This window comes from Ruegeria sp. HKCCA5763 (assembly GCF_013034545.1).
Classification (GTDB): domain Bacteria; phylum Pseudomonadota; class Alphaproteobacteria; order Rhodobacterales; family Rhodobacteraceae; genus Ruegeria.
Genome location: NZ_WQGF01000001.1, coordinates 157,511 through 174,761, shown reverse-complemented (window position 1 = coordinate 174,761; position 17,251 = coordinate 157,511). Strand labels below are relative to the sequence as shown.

15 protein-coding genes are annotated in these 17,251 nt (G+C 57.3%); 6 read left to right on the top strand and 9 right to left on the bottom strand.

What is annotated here, in order from left to right:
• Nucleotides 1–59 precede the first annotated feature (59 nt).
• The 5 genes from betA to GOV89_RS00855 form a co-directional block, all read right to left on the bottom strand.
• Nucleotides 60–1,718: a choline dehydrogenase gene (gene betA / locus GOV89_RS00875; protein WP_171237210.1), complete on the bottom strand. Its 1,659-nt coding sequence runs from the start codon at nucleotides 1,716–1,718 to the stop codon at nucleotides 60–62.
• A 70-nt stretch (nucleotides 1,719–1,788) separates the two neighbouring features.
• The gene (betC, locus tag GOV89_RS00870) at nucleotides 1,789–3,297 is read right to left on the bottom strand and encodes a choline-sulfatase (RefSeq protein ID WP_171237209.1); all 1,509 of its coding nucleotides are present in this window, start codon (nucleotides 3,295–3,297) and stop codon (nucleotides 1,789–1,791) included.
• Entirely contained in the window at nucleotides 3,294–3,866 is a 573-nt protein-coding gene (gene betI, locus GOV89_RS00865; RefSeq protein WP_171175463.1) for a transcriptional regulator BetI, read from the bottom strand. Before betI ends, betC begins: the two co-directional genes overlap by 4 nt.
• A gap of 86 nt (nucleotides 3,867–3,952) precedes the next feature.
• Nucleotides 3,953–4,861: a DMT family transporter gene (locus tag GOV89_RS00860; RefSeq protein ID WP_171175465.1), complete on the bottom strand. Its 909-nt coding sequence runs from the start codon at nucleotides 4,859–4,861 to the stop codon at nucleotides 3,953–3,955.
• Between the two features lie 40 nt (nucleotides 4,862–4,901).
• Entirely contained in the window at nucleotides 4,902–5,501 is a 600-nt protein-coding gene (locus GOV89_RS00855) for a LysE/ArgO family amino acid transporter (RefSeq protein ID WP_171175467.1), read from the bottom strand.
• A gap of 87 nt (nucleotides 5,502–5,588) precedes the next feature.
• Between GOV89_RS00855 and GOV89_RS00850 the strand changes: the two genes are divergently transcribed.
• Both GOV89_RS00850 and GOV89_RS00845 read left to right on the top strand, forming a co-directional pair.
• Nucleotides 5,589–6,482, top strand: coding sequence for a LysR family transcriptional regulator ArgP (locus tag GOV89_RS00850; protein WP_171235473.1), 894 nt, complete (start codon nucleotides 5,589–5,591; stop codon nucleotides 6,480–6,482).
• Between the two features lie 27 nt (nucleotides 6,483–6,509).
• Nucleotides 6,510–7,199, top strand: coding sequence for a nitroreductase family protein (locus GOV89_RS00845; RefSeq protein WP_171237208.1), 690 nt, complete (start codon nucleotides 6,510–6,512; stop codon nucleotides 7,197–7,199).
• An 11-nt stretch (nucleotides 7,200–7,210) separates the two neighbouring features.
• On the opposite strand, the gene GOV89_RS00840 is transcribed toward GOV89_RS00845, so the two are convergent.
• On the bottom strand, nucleotides 7,211–8,545 hold the full coding sequence (locus tag GOV89_RS00840) for an MFS transporter (RefSeq protein ID WP_254451487.1): 1,335 nt from the start codon (nucleotides 8,543–8,545) through the stop codon (nucleotides 7,211–7,213).
• A 92-nt stretch (nucleotides 8,546–8,637) separates the two neighbouring features.
• Nucleotides 8,638–9,378 carry a YebC/PmpR family DNA-binding transcriptional regulator gene (locus GOV89_RS00835; protein ID WP_171175476.1) on the bottom strand — a complete coding sequence of 247 codons (741 nt, stop codon included), beginning with the start codon at nucleotides 9,376–9,378 and terminating at the stop codon, nucleotides 8,638–8,640.
• A 110-nt stretch (nucleotides 9,379–9,488) separates the two neighbouring features.
• Here GOV89_RS00835 and GOV89_RS00830 point away from each other — a divergent pair, with 110 nt between their 5' ends.
• The 4 genes from GOV89_RS00830 (at nucleotide 9,489) to GOV89_RS00815 (ending at nucleotide 14,616) form a co-directional block, all read left to right on the top strand.
• On the top strand, nucleotides 9,489–11,261 hold the full coding sequence (locus tag GOV89_RS00830; RefSeq protein ID WP_171237207.1) for an SLC13 family permease: 1,773 nt from the start codon (nucleotides 9,489–9,491) through the stop codon (nucleotides 11,259–11,261).
• Nucleotides 11,262–11,277: 16 nt separating this feature from the next.
• Nucleotides 11,278–12,012 (top strand): glutamine amidotransferase, encoded by a 735-nt coding sequence (locus GOV89_RS00825; RefSeq protein ID WP_171175479.1) that lies wholly within the window; start codon nucleotides 11,278–11,280, stop codon nucleotides 12,010–12,012.
• Nucleotides 12,013–12,085: 73 nt separating this feature from the next.
• Nucleotides 12,086–12,943, top strand: coding sequence for a bile acid:sodium symporter family protein (locus GOV89_RS00820; RefSeq protein WP_171237206.1), 858 nt, complete (start codon nucleotides 12,086–12,088; stop codon nucleotides 12,941–12,943).
• 11 nt (nucleotides 12,944–12,954) lie between these two features.
• Nucleotides 12,955–14,616, top strand: coding sequence for an FAD-binding dehydrogenase (locus GOV89_RS00815; protein ID WP_171237205.1), 1,662 nt, complete (start codon nucleotides 12,955–12,957; stop codon nucleotides 14,614–14,616).
• 13 nt (nucleotides 14,617–14,629) lie between these two features.
• Here GOV89_RS00815 and GOV89_RS00810 read toward each other — a convergent pair whose 3' ends face one another.
• Together GOV89_RS00810 and GOV89_RS00805 are read right to left on the bottom strand one after the other, a co-directional pair.
• A complete protein-coding gene (locus tag GOV89_RS00810) occupies nucleotides 14,630–15,367 on the bottom strand; it encodes a YbaY family lipoprotein (protein WP_171237204.1) in 738 nt (245 codons plus the stop codon).
• A 96-nt stretch (nucleotides 15,368–15,463) separates the two neighbouring features.
• Nucleotides 15,464–17,242 (bottom strand): SLC13 family permease, encoded by a 1,779-nt coding sequence (locus GOV89_RS00805; protein ID WP_171175487.1) that lies wholly within the window; start codon nucleotides 17,240–17,242, stop codon nucleotides 15,464–15,466.
• Nucleotides 17,243–17,251 lie beyond the last annotated feature (9 nt).

Below are 17,251 nucleotides of genomic sequence, written 5' to 3'. Positions count from 1 at the left end.
AACATGTCCCCGATATGCGCCTGAAATCACGCGTATTCAAGCGGGGGCATGTCAAAAGGTTAACGCTGTGCCGTTGCCCAGTTCGGGTGGATCCAAGGCCGGTCATTGGCTTTGGGCAACGGGTCTTTGCCCAACAGGGAATCCGACACTTTCTCACCCACCATGATTGACGGTGCGTTGAGATTGCCGTTTGTGATCTGAGGAAAGATCGAGCTGTCCGCAACACGCAGCCCATCCACACCGATGACGCGTCCTTCGGGATCGACCACTGCGTTTTTGTCATCCGCTCGCCCCATTCGGCAGGTACCGCAAGGATGATAGGCGCTTTCCGCATGTTCCGCGATAAAGCCGTTCAGTTCTTCGTCTGATTGCACAGAAGCGCCCGGTTGGATTTCCTTGCCGGCATAGGGTTTGAACGCGTCCTGACCAAAGATTTCGCGCGTTAAACGGATACAGGTCCGGAAATCTTCCCAATCCTTTTCGTGGCTCATGTAATTGAACTTTATGACTGGCGCATCCGCAGCTTCAGCAGATCGCAGCGTAACAGATCCACGCGACGGAGACCGCATCGGACCGACATGCGCCTGGAATCCGTGGCCTTCCGCTGCTGCCTGCCCGTCATAGCGCACTGCCATGGGCAGGAAATGATACTGAATGTCAGGGTACTCAACACCAGGTTTCGATCGGATAAAGGCTGCACTTTCGAACTGGTTCGACGCCCCCAAACCCGTCTTGGTAAACAGCCATTGCGTACCGATCAGACCTTTACTGAATAGGTTCCAGTGTTTGTACAATGTAATCGGCTGCAAAGAGGCTTGTTGGATATAAAGTTCCAGATGATCCTGCAGGTTTGCGCCAACCCCCGGACGATCCGCCACAATATAGATTCCATGGTCAGCCAGATGCGCTGCCGGGCCGATTCCGGACAACATCAACAGCTTGGGCGAGTTGATCGACGACGATGCCAGAACAACTTCACGCCGAGCCTTAATGACCTCTTTCTTGCCGCCACGGATCAATTCCACCCCTGTGGCGCGACCGTTTTCCATCACGACTTTGGAAGCAAGGCCCCGAACGATATCGCAATTTTCGCGTTTTAGTGCAGGTCTCAGATAGGCATTTGCTGCGGACCAACGCCGTCCTTTCCAGACGGTCTGCTCCATCGGGCCAAAACCTTCCTGCTTTTCGCCGTTATAGTCGCCCGTGACCTCGTATCCGGCCTGCTGGCCCGCGTCGACAAACGCCTTAAACAGGGGGTTTTCACGTGGACCGCGCGAAACATGCAGCGGGCCATCTGTACCGCGCCACGACGGATCCCCGCCATGGCCGCCATCATGCCAGCTTTCCATTCTCTTGTAATAGGGCAGTACGTCAGCATAGGACCACCCGTCTGCACCCATCTCGGCCCAGGTGTCGAAATCGCGCGCATGGCCGCGCACATAAACCATTCCATTGATCGAGGACGAACCGCCTATCACCTTGCCGCGCGGACAGGCCAGACGGCGATTGTTCAGGTGCGGCTCAGGCTCGGATTGATAGCCCCAGTCATAGCGCGACATGTTCATCGGATAGCTCAGCGCCGCTGGCATCTGGATGAACGGCCCTGCATCGGTGCCGCCATGTTCGATCACCAGAACCGAGGCCCCTGCCTCGCTCAGACGATATGCCATTGCGCATCCGGCAGAGCCGGCGCCAACGATGACAAAATCTGCTTCCATTTCCATAACTCCTGCCCCGCCGAGAAGGCTGGATGCCTCCGGCGGGAGTATTTTCGAAAAGATGACGAGGTTATTCGCCGCGCGGGAAGCGGGCGTTTTCCTCGACGACGTTCAGATCCATGTGATTGCGCATGTAGCGTTCCGATGCTCTTTGCAGCGGCTGGTAATCCCACGGGTAATATCCACCCTGGCGCAGCGCCTCATAGACGACCCAGCGCCTTGCCTGGCTGGCTCGGACTTCGGCGTCAAAACGATCCAGATCCCAGCAGGCTTCGGATTTTGCGCGCAAGGTTTGTAGCGTACCTGCATGTTCGGGGCTGTCTGCCAGATTGGTCATTTCGTGAGGGTCAGCCTCAAGATCAAACAACTGATCAGGGTCCAACGCGCAGCGGTTGTATTTCCACTTGCCATAGCGCAACGAGACCAGCGGCGCATAAGATGCCTCTGCCGCGTATTCCATCGCTACCGGCGCGGTGCGCTCGCCCCCCTGCGCAAGAGGCACTAGGTTTTCACCATCCGTCCACGGTGCAATTTCATCCATATCGACCCCTGCCAATGCCCCAAGGGTTGGCGTTATGTCGATAGTAGACACCGGAGTGTCAATCCGCCCGGCAGGCAGATCAGGGGATGAAATCATCAGCGGCACACGCGCTGAACCTTCGTAGAAGTTCATTTTGAACCACAAGCCACGTTCGCCCAGCATATCGCCGTGATCCGAGACGAAGAGAATGATCGCCTCTTGCCGGGTGGTTTCCAGCACTTCGAGGATCTCACCGATCTTGTCATCCAGATAGGAGATATTGGCAAAATAGGCGCGGCGGGATTTGCGGATGTCTTCTTCGGTGATGTCAAAACTACGCCAGTCATTGGCGTCGAAGATCCGCTTGGCGTGCGGATCCTGATTGTCGTAGCCGATATCAGCGACCTCAGGCAGAAGATGCTCACAATCCTCGTACAAGTCCCAGTACTTGCGACGGGCGACGTATGGATCGTGGGGATGCGTGAAGCTGACGGTCACGCACCACGGACGATTATCCTTACCGCGCGCCAGATCATAGAGCTTGGCCTTGGCGTTATAGGCAACCTCGTCGTCATACTCCATCTGGTTTGATATCTCGGCCACACCCGCACCGGTGACAGAACCCATATTGTGGTACCACCAGTCGATCCGCTCGCCCGGTTTTCGATAATCCGGGGTCCAGCCAAAATCGGCCGGATAGATGTCGGTGGTCAGACGATCTTCGAACCCGTGCATCTGATCAGGACCGACAAAATGCATCTTGCCAGACAAGCAGGTATAGTACCCGGCCCGGCGCAAATGGTGTGCGTAAGTGGGGATGTCGCTGCGGAACTCAGCTGCGTTGTCATAGACGCCTGTGCGCGAAGGCAATTGACCGGACATAAAGCTGGCCCGCCCCGGCGCGCAGAGCGGCGACGCCGTGTATGCGTTTGCAAACCGGGTCGAACGTTCGGCCAACTTCTTCAAGTTCGGGGCATGAAGCCAGTCTGCGGGACCGTCGGGAAAGAGGGTTCCGTTCAGCTGATCCACCATCAGGATCAGAACGTTCGGTTTTGTCATTTTTCAGCCTCGAGCAGAGTGTTGAGCACGCGTTTCGCGTGTGACACGGCCAGTTGCGGTTCTTCCGGCGCGCTGAGCGCCGCGCGGATGTACAACCCGTCAATAAGAGCAATCATGTTTTCAGCAGCTTCAACCGGGTCCTGCATCCTGGCGCGCAAAGCGTGGATCAGGTTTGAACGGATGCGTGCCTGATAGATCTGCCACAAGCGCAGTGCATCATCATTGGTTTGCGCCAGAACATAGAAGGTCATCCACGCAGCGATCACGTCAGGTGTGAAACACGAGGGGGCGAAACACGCCTCAATGATCGCCTGCGCCCGGCCTTCCGGAGCAGATGCCTTCAGTTTGGCCCGCGCCTCATCACCGAAATCCGAAAGGATCTGACGCATCGCCGCCAGAAAAATCTGATCCTTGCCGCCGAAATAATGATGCGCCAGCGCGCTGGACATACCTGCCCGTTTCGCAATTTGGCTAACTGTAACATCAAGGGATTTCTGCACACCCAGCTCGGCAATTGTCGCGCGGACAATAGCATCGCGGCGGATTGGCTCCATTCCAACTTTTGGCATCATGACCCCCTGAACAGGCGTTATGACTCCAAACTAGGAGTTTTTTATTGACTCGTCAATCAATGAAGGTCTCGATGGTGCCGGTATCACAGCTTCGGAGCAATACTCGGGGGCGTCAAGTCTCGACGATTCAGGACTGCTTCGCGCCATGAGATGAAGCTGACGGCGCACAGGATCAATGTGCCTCCGGCGACGACCCAGATATCAACGCTTTCATGGAACACGACTGCGCCCAGCAATGTGGCCCAGATGAGTTGAAGAAACGTGATCGGCTGCGTGACGGCCACAGGTGCAGCCTGCAAGGCCAGCGTCATGAAATAATGACCGGCGGTGGCAAAACAGGCCACCAGAAACAGAACCCCGAGATCGCGCAAGCTGGGTTGCGTCCAGACGGCCACAGCAAATGGGATCAGCGCAAGCGTCACCCAAATCGACAAATGCGCCACGACGACCGAAGGTGGCACATCCCGCACCAACAGTTTTGCCAGCAAATAAGAACCGCCCAGTGTCAGCGCCGTCCCCAGCATAGCCAGATGGCCCGCTGACACCTCTCGAAACCCGGGCCGCAAGATGATCAGCACACCAACCAAAGCAACAAGAATTGCCGCGATCCGCCGAAAGGCCAGCTTTTCCCCCAAAAACAGGGCCGCGCCCAAAGTCACGTAAACGGGCGTCATGTAATTCATGGCCGTGACTTCTGCCAAGGGGATCTGTGTCATGGCAAAGAACCACAGCATAACAGCAACCGCATGAACCACCCCGCGCACCCCGAACAGGGTCAACAGCCGGGGTGTCAGTTTGGTCGCCATGATCGACCGCAGTGCCGGAAGAAGGAACGCCAAGCCCAGGGCGTATCGCAGGAACGCAGCCTGAATCGGGTTGATGGTCGTGCCCAGCGACTTCACCAAAGCTGTCATTACAACAAAAGACAGCCCGGCGGCAAACATCCAGAACATGCCTGCAAGAGGACGGGACGAAACGGTGTGTGAGGTCATGGCCTAGGTTGAACACCGAAACCGAGCCAGGAACAACCCTTCACATGACAACAAGTTTCAGTGCGATACCCAGCATGACGACGCCAATTCCGGCATCCAGTACTTGCCACGCCCGGGGTCTCGTAAAAACAGGCGACAAAATACCCGCGCCGTATCCAAGCGAGAAGAAGAACACAAAGCTGGAGGTCATCGCGCCCAGCGCAAACCCCAGACGGTCGTCATACTGCGCCGAGATTGAACCGATCAAGACCACTGTGTCCAAATAGACATGCGGATTCAGCCAGGTGAACGCGAGTACCGTAAGCAACGCGGCCTTCAGGCTGGTGCGCTGGCCATTGCCAATCTCCATCACCGCGCCGCCCCGCCATGCCGAATGCAAGCTGCGCAGCCCATACCAAGTTAGGAACGCGGCCCCGCCATAACGCATCACGGTTTCGAACCACGGCACCGCCTGCGCGAGCGTACCAAATCCCGCGACACCTGCCCCGATCAGCAGCGCATCAGATATCGCGCAGGTCAGGCACAGAACAAATACATGCTCGCGCCGCAACCCCTGCCGCAGAATAAAGGCGTTTTGCGCACCGATCGCGAGGATCAGGCTGAAACCCAGTGCAAAACCGGCGATCGTGGATGTGGGCATGGAACCTCCTGCGCTTTGGCAGCGTTGACTAAGCCCCATCGGGGAATCTATCAAATTAAAGATTCTATTCCGAATTAAGCAAAACTAATGTTGCTAGACCCCAATCAACTTTCCGCATTGTCAACCATTCTGCGGCTTGGCAGCTTTGAGGCCGCAGCCATGGAATTGGCTGTCACGCCTTCGGCAATTTCCCAGCGCATTAAGGCGCTGGAGGATCGTGTTGGTGCGGCGCTGATCCGCCGGGGTACACCTTGCACCGGAACACCCGCAGGGCTGCGCATTGCCCGATATGCCGAGGATGTTGGACTGCTTGAGGCGCAATTGGTCCGTGAGCTGGCTTTGGAACAGGATCCTGTATCGGCGCGGGTTCGCATTGCTGTGCCTGCTGATGTACTGGCCACTTGGTTTATCGATGTAATGGCGCAAGTACCCGATATGCTGTTTGATCTTGTCATCGACGATCAGGACCATTCGGCCGAGTGGTTGAAACGCGGCGAGGTCAGCGCCGCCGTCACAGTAGGCGGGCGTCCTGTTACAGGGTGTGATGTGACGCCGCTGGGTGTCCTGCGATACCTGCCCACAGCCAGCCCTGCCTTCATCGAAACGTGGTTCAAGGATGGTGTTAACGAGGGCACGCTCGGCAAAGCGCCATGCCTGGTTTTCAACCAAAAGGACAGTCTGCAGAAGGCATGGCTTTCGCAATATGCCGCGCCTAACCTTTCGCCGCCGTTTCATTTCCTGCCGTCCTCGAACGGGTTCGTGGATGCCGCGATTGCCGGTCTGGGATGGGGCATGAACCCAGCAGTCCTTTCCAAAGACGCCTTGGAAGACGGGCGGTTGCAACCCCTCCTCGCTAATGCTCCGCTGGATGTTGCCCTCAACTGGCAGGTCGGTCGCGTACTTGCACCCGCCCTCAAACCGCTTACACATGCCGTTCGACGTGCCGCCAAGCAGGTCCTGTTACCGCCCAGCGCGAACTGATCGCACACCACAGTTTCGGAGGAACCGATGTTCTCACGCGATGCCCTCAGCTATAATCCCATTCCCCTGCCGGACCGATCCGAGATCAGCGACGCGGACATGCAAGGTGCCGCACAACAGTTCTACGACAAGATGCGCCAGCGCCATACGGTGCGGGATTTCAGCCCCCGCCCCGTGGACCGCTCTGTAATCGAAACGTGTTTGCGCACAGCGGGCACTGCGCCTTCTGGCGCCAATCACCAACCGTGGCACTTTGCTGCGATCTCCGCCCCTGACCTGAAGCAACGCATCCGCGAAGAGGCCGAAGAGGAAGAACGCCGGTTCTATGCGGGCGGCGCGGGCGACGAGTGGATCAAAGCGCTTGAGCCCATCGGCACCAACGCAGTCAAAGAGAATCTGACTTTTGCACCCTGGCTGCTCGTGGTGTTCGCCCAGCGCTGGGGACAATTCGAAGATGGGACGCGATACAAGAACTACTACGTGCCGGAAAGCGTGAACATTGCCACCGGCTTTTTGCTGGCTGCACTGCACCATGCCGGTCTCAGCACTTTGACCCATACCCCGAACCCGATGCGGTTTTTGAACGACGCGCTGGACCGGCCCGCGTCAGAGAAACCGACGATGATCATTGCAGTGGGACATCCTTCGGAAACCGCCACGGTGCCAGCCGTGGCAAAGTTGAAGAAACCCCTGAACGAGATCTCTTCGTTTTTTTGAGAACAAGCGCTTTACTCCTGCGGCTGGGATACGTCTTCCCGGACAGGCTCCATCATTCGATAGCATGTGACGCAGGACACCAGGCTGGCGGCGACAATGAAGGCGACCGCCAATGCGACCTCATGCATATGGGCCACTGCGGCCAGGGCCGCCGAAAGAAGCACAGCTGACAAACGAGTAATAGATTTGACCGCAGCCGTCCCCTGCACGCGCAGATCTTTGGGAGCGATATCCAGAAAATACAGCTTGCGTGCACTGCTGATCCCCGTCACCGCCACGGTGACAACAAACAAAGCGATGGCATGCAGATGCACATCGTGATCGATGCCCAAGAAGTGGAACGCCAAAAGGACGCTTCCGGTGGCAGCCACCATCAAGGTTCCAACCATCATAACAGCGCGATGGGACTTCATGTTCACGAATTGCCATAATGGCCCCGAAACAAGGTACCCTGAAGCAGAAGACACGATCATCGCAGTCAGACCTTGTGCCGAACTGTGATGCGCCTCTGCCGCGATCAACGCGAAGAACGGAACAGAGAGCGTGACCGCCACCAACGGCATACGCATGATCATGAAGCGCCGAAACCAAGGGAATTCGAACATGCTCAGAATACCCTGAACATTGGCCCTAAATGACAGTTTTGGTTTGGTTTCAGCTTTCTTTGCCGGTTCAGCAGTGCCTGCGTTCTCGGTCATTGCCAACATCAGAAGCCCCGAAAACATAAAGAATGCAACAGACACGCCGATCATGGTGGAATGTCTTGAAAACGGTGGGTTTTCCTTGGTGATCTGATGCACTAGCAGAGCAAGGCCAATGGCACACAGGCCGCCACCCCCAAGCTGCAAATATTGCATCACCATGCGCGAGCGTGAATGGAGATGATCGCCTAGCAGGTCGGTGAACATGAGGTTCTGGACCTCGTCCACCAAGCCGATCACAAAGAAAACCGAAACGAAGATCACAGCAATCAGCGGAACGATCCCGGTCGCGGCGGCGGCCATGGCCGTCACCAGGCAAGCGCCGATAACAGCTTCGGTCAGGGCAATGGCCCGCTTCTTCTGAGATTTTGCCGCTACGGATTGCGCCAGAAAGAAGTCAGATATCATGCTGCCGACCATCCGGACCGAAACCAAAGCACCCGCCACGAACATTGGCAGCTCAAAAGACACCGCCAGAAACGGCAATACCACCGATGGGCTGCCAAGGGTCCACGCAACCTGAGAAATAATACTCTGCCCAGTCAGAACAGGCACATTGCGTTTGGCAGCATCGGGTGTCTCGGGCGTCATGGGTCTTGCGGTCGCATCTTTCCATAGATCAATACCCGCCCAACCTAAGCGCATCCGCGGATTCCGCCAACAACCATTGGAAATCGCCCGGAAACGAAAAAACCCGACCAGGTTGGCCGGGTTTCCAAACCGCATCTTGCGCTTTTTCAGAGCTGCGCCATCACTTCGTCAGTGGCTTCGAAATTGGTCGTAACGCGTTGCACGTCGTCATCGTCTTCCAGCGCATCCACCAGCTTCATCAGCTTTTGCATATCTTCCAGCCCCAGCTCGGTCGTGGTGGTGGGCTTCCATACCAGCTTGGTCGATTCCGATTCACCCAACGCTTCTTCCAGCGCGCTCGATACATCGTTCAGGTCGGTATCGGCGCACCAGATGATGTGACCATCCTCCGAGCTTTCGACATCCTCGGCCCCGGCCTCGATCGCGGCTTCGAAAATCGTATCCGCATCGCCGGCATCCGCCTGATAGACAACCTCGCCCTTACGGTCGAACATAAACCCGACCGAGCCCGTCTCGCCCAGATTGCCGCCATTCTTGGAAAAGGTCGAACGCACGGTCGAGGCGGTGCGGTTACGGTTGTCGGTCATGGTCTCGACGATCACCGCGACACCGTTCGGGCCGTAACCCTCGTAGCGGATTTCTTCATAATCGTCGCCTTCACCGGCGACCGATTTCTTGATTGCGCGGTCGATCACGTCCTTCGGGACCGAGTTCGACTTGGCTTCTTTTACGGCCAGACGCAGGCGCGGGTTCTTGTCGGGATCAGGGTCGCCCATCTTGGCAGCGACGGTGATCTCTTTCGACAGCTTGGAAAAGAGTTTGGACCGCGCGGCGTCCTGACGTCCCTTGCGGTGCTGGATGTTGGCCCATTTGGAGTGGCCTGCCATAATGCGTCCTCGTCATCGTGATTGCGTGTTCGGCGCTCATATAGACGTTTGCGGGGGGCAGGATCAAGAGAGCGGCTTGCGACAGTACCACTGGCTTGTATGGTGACGGCATGACAACAGATCAGATCATTCTTTTTGCGCTTTTCATCACAGTCTTTGGAATGTTGCTTTGGGGTCGGTTTCGATACGACCTTGTGGCCTTTGCCGCGCTGATGATCGGCGTTGTTCTAGGCGTTGTCCCGGTGGATAACGCTTTTGCAGGGTTCGGCCACCCGGCCACCATCATCGTGGCACTTGTGCTGGTCGTCTCGGCCGGGCTGGTCCGTTCGGGGGCGGTTTTCATGATTACCCGCACTTTGGTCGATGCCTCACGGGGGCTGGGCGCGCATATTGCCCTGATGGGCGGGATCGGCGCGGTCTTATCTGCCTTCATGAACAACGTGGCTGCGCTGGCTTTGCTTATGCCGGTGGACATCCAGACCGCACGCAAAGCCGGGCGGTCTGTGGGTCTGTCACTGATGCCGCTGAGCTTTGCAACCATTCTGGGGGGGATGGCGACCCTGATCGGCACCCCTCCGAACATCATCATCGCGTCGATCCGGGCCGAGACGCTGGGCGAGCCGTTTCACATGTTTGATTTTGCGCCCGTGGGCGGGATAGCCGCAATTGCGGGTCTTGCCTTTGTCGCTCTGGTCGGCTGGCGTCTGATCCCTAACCGCGGGCCGCAAACTGAAACCTCAGAAGCACTGGCCGAGTATATCGCCGAACTAACCATCCCGCCGGGTTCGATCCATATCGGAAAACGCGTGAGTGAGCTCTATGAGGCAGCTGAAAAATCTGATGTCGCCATCATTGGTCTGATCCGCGATGGCAAGAGGCGTTATGGCCGATCCGCCCATGCCACGCTGAAGGAAGGCGACGCACTGGTTTTGGAGGCCCGACCCGAGGCGTTGGACGAATTTCGCGCCGCGCTGAATCTCGACTTTTCGGACACGCGACGGCAGGAGTTACTGACGGCTGAGGGCGACGGGCTTGAAGTCATCGAGGTGGTTGTGCCGGAAAGCGCCCGCATCACCGGGCGCACCGCACAGGGTCTTGGACTGGCCTGGCGGCAGAGTACAGTGCTGATGGGCATCTCACGTCAGGGGCGACAAATCACCCAACAGGTTCGCAAAACCGAGGTGGAACCCGGCGATATCCTGCTGCTGCTTTGCCCGCGCGACCGCGCTGCGGATGTGACGGAGTGGCTGGGTTGCCTGCCCCTTGCCGGACGCGGCCTGAATGTTACCGCAAACGATAAAGCGTGGCTGGCCATCGGCCTGTTTGCTGCCGCCGTTTTGGCCGCAAGTATTGGGTTGATCTACCTGCCGATAGCTTTGGGTCTGGTTGTCATCGCTTATGTGCTGACCAAGATCATGCCAATTGCCGACATCTATAATCACATCGAATGGCCGGTGGTTGTCCTTCTGGGGTCGATGATCCCACTTGGCAGTGCTTTGGAGACCTCTGGCGGGACTGAACTCATTGCAAATGCGCTGATCCAACTGACCGATGGTCTGCCCGCTTGGGCGATCCTGACTGTGTTGATGATCGTGACCATGACATTGTCGGATGTGCTGAACAACACTGCCACCGCCATTGTCGCCGCCCCTGTTGGTATCCAAATGGCCCGCACGCTCGAGGTTTCACCCGACCCATTCCTGATGACGGTTGCGGTAGCTGCCTCGGCCGCGTTCCTCACGCCAATTGGACACAAGAACAATACGCTGGTTCTGGGCCCCGGAGGCTATCGATTCGGCGATTACTGGCGCATGGGTCTGCCGCTTGAGGTGCTGATCATCGCGGTTTCCATACCTGCCATCCTTGTCTTCTGGCCGCTTTGACGGGTAAAGGCAGCATATGAAACGCTTTTTGATCCTGCAACTGCGCCCGGAAACGGATGCATCCGACGCCGAATATGCTTCGATTCTGGACAAGACTGGCCTTGCGCCCGAGCAAACCCACCGTATCCGGCTGGATTGTGAGGACCTGCCTGAAAGTTTGGATGTAACAGACTATGCAGGTGTCATCGTTGGCGGTGGTCCCGGCTGTGTCAGCGATGATCCCGCGACGAAATCTGAACTGGATGCAAAGATCGAAGGTGCGGTCATGGGGCTCATGCCGCAGATCACGGCGCAGGATCACCCCTTCATGGGCTGCTGCTATGGTTTGGGCGTTCTGGCCGCACATCTGGGCGGTGAAGTCAGCAAAGCCCGCTATGGCGAACCGGTCGGACCGTCAGCCTGCCGCCTGACGGACGATGGTGCCAATGATCCACTGACAGCCGGGCTGAACCTGGAGTTCGACGCCTTCGTTGGCCACAAAGAAGCTGTTCAGGCTTTGCCCGAAGGCTGCGTACATCTTGTTGCCTCAGACCCCTGCCCGTTTCAGATGATCCGCTTTGGTCAGAACGTCTATGCCACACAGTTTCACCCCGAAGCGGATGCAAGAGACTTTGAGCAGCGCATCAACATCTACAAACATCACGGCTATTTCCCGCCCGAAGACGCCCAGCGCCTGATCGACATCTGCAACGCCGCAGACGTCACCCAACCCGGCGAAATCCTGCGCCGCTTCGTCGAACGCTACAAGTGACCTAACGGCGCGGTTGCCTGCGCCTTTCATGCTCGCATAGGCTGATCCGAAACGACTTTGGGAGGAGTTGTTCTTGGATTTGCTCATCAATGTCGGCCTGCCGATCTCGCTTGCCACCATAATGCTGTCCCTAGGCATCGGGCTAGAGATCGCGGATTTCCGGCGTGTGCTGAACCGGAAATATCCTTTTGCAATTGGTGCGGTATGTCAGGTCGTACTTCTGCCCATTGCTGCGTTCTTCACCGTCACACTGTTTGGACTGCCCCCTGAAATCGCAGTTGGCTTCATGCTGCTCAGCTTTTGCCCGGGCGGTGTGACCAGCAACATACTGACCAAGCTGGCCAAGGGTGACGTGGCGCTTTCCGTCAGCCTGACTGCGGTGATCAGCATCTTGTCAATCCTGACAGTGCCCTTTCTGGCCGCGTGGTCCATCACCTATTTCATGGGGGAAAACGCACCTGATGTGTCGATCAGCGGTCTGGCCATTGCCATGTTTCTGATCACAACCCTTCCCGTTGCCATTGGGGTCGGAGTTCGCAGGTTTGCAACCGGGTTTGCAAACCGCATCGAGGGCGGACTTTCGACGCTCGCAACCGTTTTGTTTGTATTGATTGTCGTGGCCGCCCTGGCTGGAAACTGGCAGATTTTCATTGATAACCTGGGCATCATGGGCACCGGTCTGATCTCGCTTAACATGGCCCTTTTGCTTATCGGGCTGGGGATCGCACGTGCTGCAAATCTGTCATGGGCCGAGTGTAAAAGCATATCAATTGACACTGGCATCCAGAACTCGACACTGGGCATTACACTGGCGGCCCTAATCACAGGCACAGAGAGCGGATTTAGCCCTCTGGCCCTGCCGTCCGCAGTCTACGGGATCACGATGTATGCCGTCGTGCTGCCGTTCCTCGTTTGGTTTCGACGACGCTGAAAGGACAGTTCATGACCAAGAACACAGCAGATGCGATTGTCGTCGGCGCAGGCCTAGCCGGACTGGCCGCCGCAGCTGAACTGGGCGACCGGGGCAAAAAGGTCATCATTGTCGATCAGGAGCCCGAGAGCTTTCTGGGTGGTCAGGCGTTCTGGAGCCTCGGCGGTTTGTTCATGGTCGACACTCCGGAACAACGGCGGATGGGCATACACGACAGCCAAGAGCTTGCCCTTCGTGACTGGATGGGCAGCGCACAGTTCGACCGCGCGGAAGACGCTTGGCCCCGCAAATGGGCCGAGAGTTATGTCGAGTTTGCGGCTGGTGAAATGCGCCCCTGGTTGCATCAGATGGGTTTGCGCTGGTTTCCGGTCGTAGGTTGGGCAGAACGCGGTGGATCCTATGCGAACGGGCATGGCAACTCTGTTCCGCGTTTTCACATCACTTGGGGCACTGGCCCCGGCGTTCTGGAGCATTTCATCCGTCGGGTCCGCGAACATGCCAGCGCCGGTCTGATCCAGCTGAAGTTCCGCCATCAAGTCAGCCATATCATCATGCAGAACGGCACGGCCAAAGGCGTATCAGGCGAGGTTTTGGCCAACGACACCGCCCAACGTGGCGGAAAGACCAACCGGGACGAAGTGGGAGAGTTCGAGGCCTATGCGCCGTCGGTCATCGTTACCTCGGGTGGTATTGGCGGCAACTTTGAAATGGTTCGGCAGAACTGGCCCAAGGATCGTCTGGGCGAACCTCCAAAAGACATGGTGGCTGGCGTGCCCTTTCATGTCGATGGCCGCATGATCGCGATCAGCGAAAAAGCCGGCGGACATGTGATCAACGGCGACCGCATGTGGCATTACACCGAAGGCGTCCGCAACTGGGATCCGATCTGGCCTGCCCATGGCATACGCATTCTGCCCGGCCCCAGCTCTATGTGGTTCGACGCCAAAGGAAACCGTCTGGAACCGCCCTGCCTGCCGGGGTTCGATACGCTGGGGACGCTGAAGGAAATCCTGAAAACAGGATACGAATACAGCTGGTTTGTTCTGACCCAAAAGGTCATCAAGAAGGAATTCGCCCTATCCGGGTCTGAACAGAACCCGGACTTTACCTCCGGCAGTTGGAAAGAGGTCATCCGTCAGCGCATCCTGTCAGGCTCCAAAGCAACCGCACCGGTGGAAGCGTTCAAAGAACATGGCGAGGATTTCGTCGTCGCCAACACGTTGACCGAACTGGTCAACGGGATGAACCATCTGGGCGGTGGGCTGATTGACGAGGCGCACTTGCGCGGGCAGATCGAAGCGCGCGACTCGCAGGTCGACAATCCATTCTCAAAAGACGCCCAGATGATGGCGATTCTGGCCGCCCGAAACTATCGCGGCGACAAGCTGATCCGCACAGCAAAACCGCATAAGTTCCTCGATCCGGCCAACGGCCCGCTGATCGCAGTCAAGCTGCACGTTCTGACGCGTAAAACGTTGGGCGGGTTGCAAACCAACCTGGACAGCCAGATGATCGGAGGCGATGGAAATGTGGTGCCTGGCCTGTTCGCCGCTGGCGAAGTCGCCGGGTTCGGCGGTGGAGGCTACCACGGCTACAACGCGCTCGAGGGTACGTTCTTGGGCGGTTGCATATTTTCGGGGCGCAACGCAGGGCGGTCTAGGGCTGTCGCCTGATGGCCCCTCTGCTTTATTTGCGGACCAGCTTGATCACCGGCTCTCCGTCGCCGTTCAGAAGAGCCAGCGCGTCGCCTTCCATCGCAAAGGACGTGACGCTTTGCATCGTCTTGAGGAAGGCGCGCTCAACTTCATCCAACTCGGGCGGACAAGCCATGAGGGTTGCGGCCATGTTGTCGGGAAATGTGAGCCGGTTGCCTGAAATCTCGGCCTGACCGCTGAACCGGTTACAGCCGCCGCTGCCACCAAAGGACCCGCCTTGCCCAAAACTCAGCTCTGGGCGTTTTTCCGTCTCAAGAGGCGCGCCATTCAGGGTTGCGGCAACCCATTCGGTGTTCTCAATCGTCACACTTCCCTGACTTTGGGCTTGGACCAGCAACAAGTCAGCCGAGTTCCCCGCTTCATTTGTCAGGACCGGATAAACCGTGTCCGTGGTGAATAGCAGCCTTTGCCCCGTCGTGACCGTGGCACGCACAGCATAGCTGTGCCCGTCCTCAATCAACGCGTCATCATAGGTCAGTTCAAACTTCGCAGGCACACCTGTCAGTGCATATCGTTGCGCTGCAAGTGTCACGGCTGGCGCATCGGCCAGCGAAATATCCTGAAGTTCGACAAACAGGGTTGCATTGGGCGGAAGGGCGATACGCTCTCGATACGTCGCGGTACCTTCAACCGTGCCCGCCATCGCGACACTACTGATCATGGCGGCAAACACTGCACCTGCCAATATGGCTTTTCCGGTCGTCAGCATGGCAAATCCCCTTTTACAAATCACATTTCAAAAAGATCGTGTGTCTTTGCACGTTTACAAGGGCTTCCTGAAACAGGTGGCAATTCTAAGCCGATCCTAAAGGGGCCAGATCAACGGGATCAGCAGCGACGCCAGCAACCCAACTGTCAAGTTCAGCGGGATGCCCACCTTCATGAAATCGGTAAACCGGTAACCTCCGGGGCCATAGACCATCATATTCGTCTGATAGCCAATCGGCGTTGCAAACGAGGCCGAAGCCGCCACCATGACCGCGACCACAAGCGGACGCGGGTCCATTCCCACGGCCTGTGCCAAACCAATGGCGATTGGCGTAACAACAACAGCAACAGCGTTGTTCGAGACCAGTTCAGTCAGGACAGAGGTCAGCAGATAGACCGCCCAGATGATCAGGAAGGGCGGCAAAGCGCTAAGCCCAGGCGCAACAGCCTCGACAATCAACGACACGGCGCCAGAACTGTCCAATGCTGCGCCAATGGCGAGCATCGCAAATATCAAAGCCAATAGCCGACCTTCGACAAAGGAAAATGCCTCATCCGCATCGATACAGCGGGTAACCAAGACTACTGCCACCGCCACAATCGAAAGCAGCAGGATCGGTGCGATGCCCAGCGCAGCAAGCGCAACAATCCCAATCAGTGCGCCTATTGCAATGGGCGCATGGCTGCGTCGGAAAGCGCGCGCCGACGGTTGGGTGACGTCCACCATATCCATTTCAGCCGCAAGCCGTTGTATGTCGGCGGGCGCACCTTCCAGCAGCAACGTGTCACCCACACGGACCACAAGATCGTCAAGTTGGCGACCGATATTCTGGTTGCGACGGTGAACCGCCAAGACATAGACACCATATCGCCGCCGCAGACGCAGCATTCCCAAGGTCCGCCCTACCATGCGGCATCCGGGTGTGATCAGCACTTCGACCGTCTTGGTTTCAACGGCAGAAACCTGATCCACACGCTTGAGTTCCTTGTTGCTTTGCAAACTCAACAACTCGGTCATCTCGGTCCGTAAAACCACACGGTCGCCAACCCTCAGCTCAACGCCTTTCAGATTGCGCCGCAGTGATTCATCCCCGCGAACCACGTCGATCAGACGGACTCCGGGTCGTTTGAACAATTGAACACCGGTCACTTCGCGCCCGATCAGGTTGCTGTCGGGTGGAATGACGGCTTCGGTAAAGAACTTCATCTTCGACCGGTCGCTGAGCAATGACGCCATACTGTCACGCTCGGGCAAAAGCTTGGGCGCGATGAAGCGCAAATAAATCATCCCGTAGATCACAAGGACGATCCCCAGCGGCGTGACCTCGAAGATTGTAAAGGGTGTCATCCCCTGAGCGCGCGCAACACCATCAACCAGCAGGTTGGTCGATGTGCCAATCAATGTCAGCGTGCCGCCCAGAATGGCCGCATAACTCAAAGGAATCAGCAACTTGGACGCGGGCACATTCAAGGTTCGCGCAATTTGTACAAAGACCGGGATCATGACCACAACCACCGGGGTATTCGACACCACAGCCGAGGCCAGAACGACAAACGCCATGAGCAGCCCAATCGCGATGCGCGGGTTGACCTGAGCCTGTTTCTGCGCGGTTGAGGTGAACGAATCCAATGCCCCCGTTCGCACCAGGGCCCCCATGATGATGAACATTGCTGCGATCGTCCAAGGCGCGGGATTGGACAAAACCGCCAACGCGCTTTGATAGGGCAGAATGCCCGTAACAAGCATCAGCGAGACGCCTCCGATGGCCACAACCTCGGTCGGATAAACCTCGCGCAGGAACATGACGAACATGCCCGCAACGATAAGCAACGCCAGAATTGCGCTGCCCGTGTCTGTCAGTGAAAGGAAATTCATTCGTGGTAT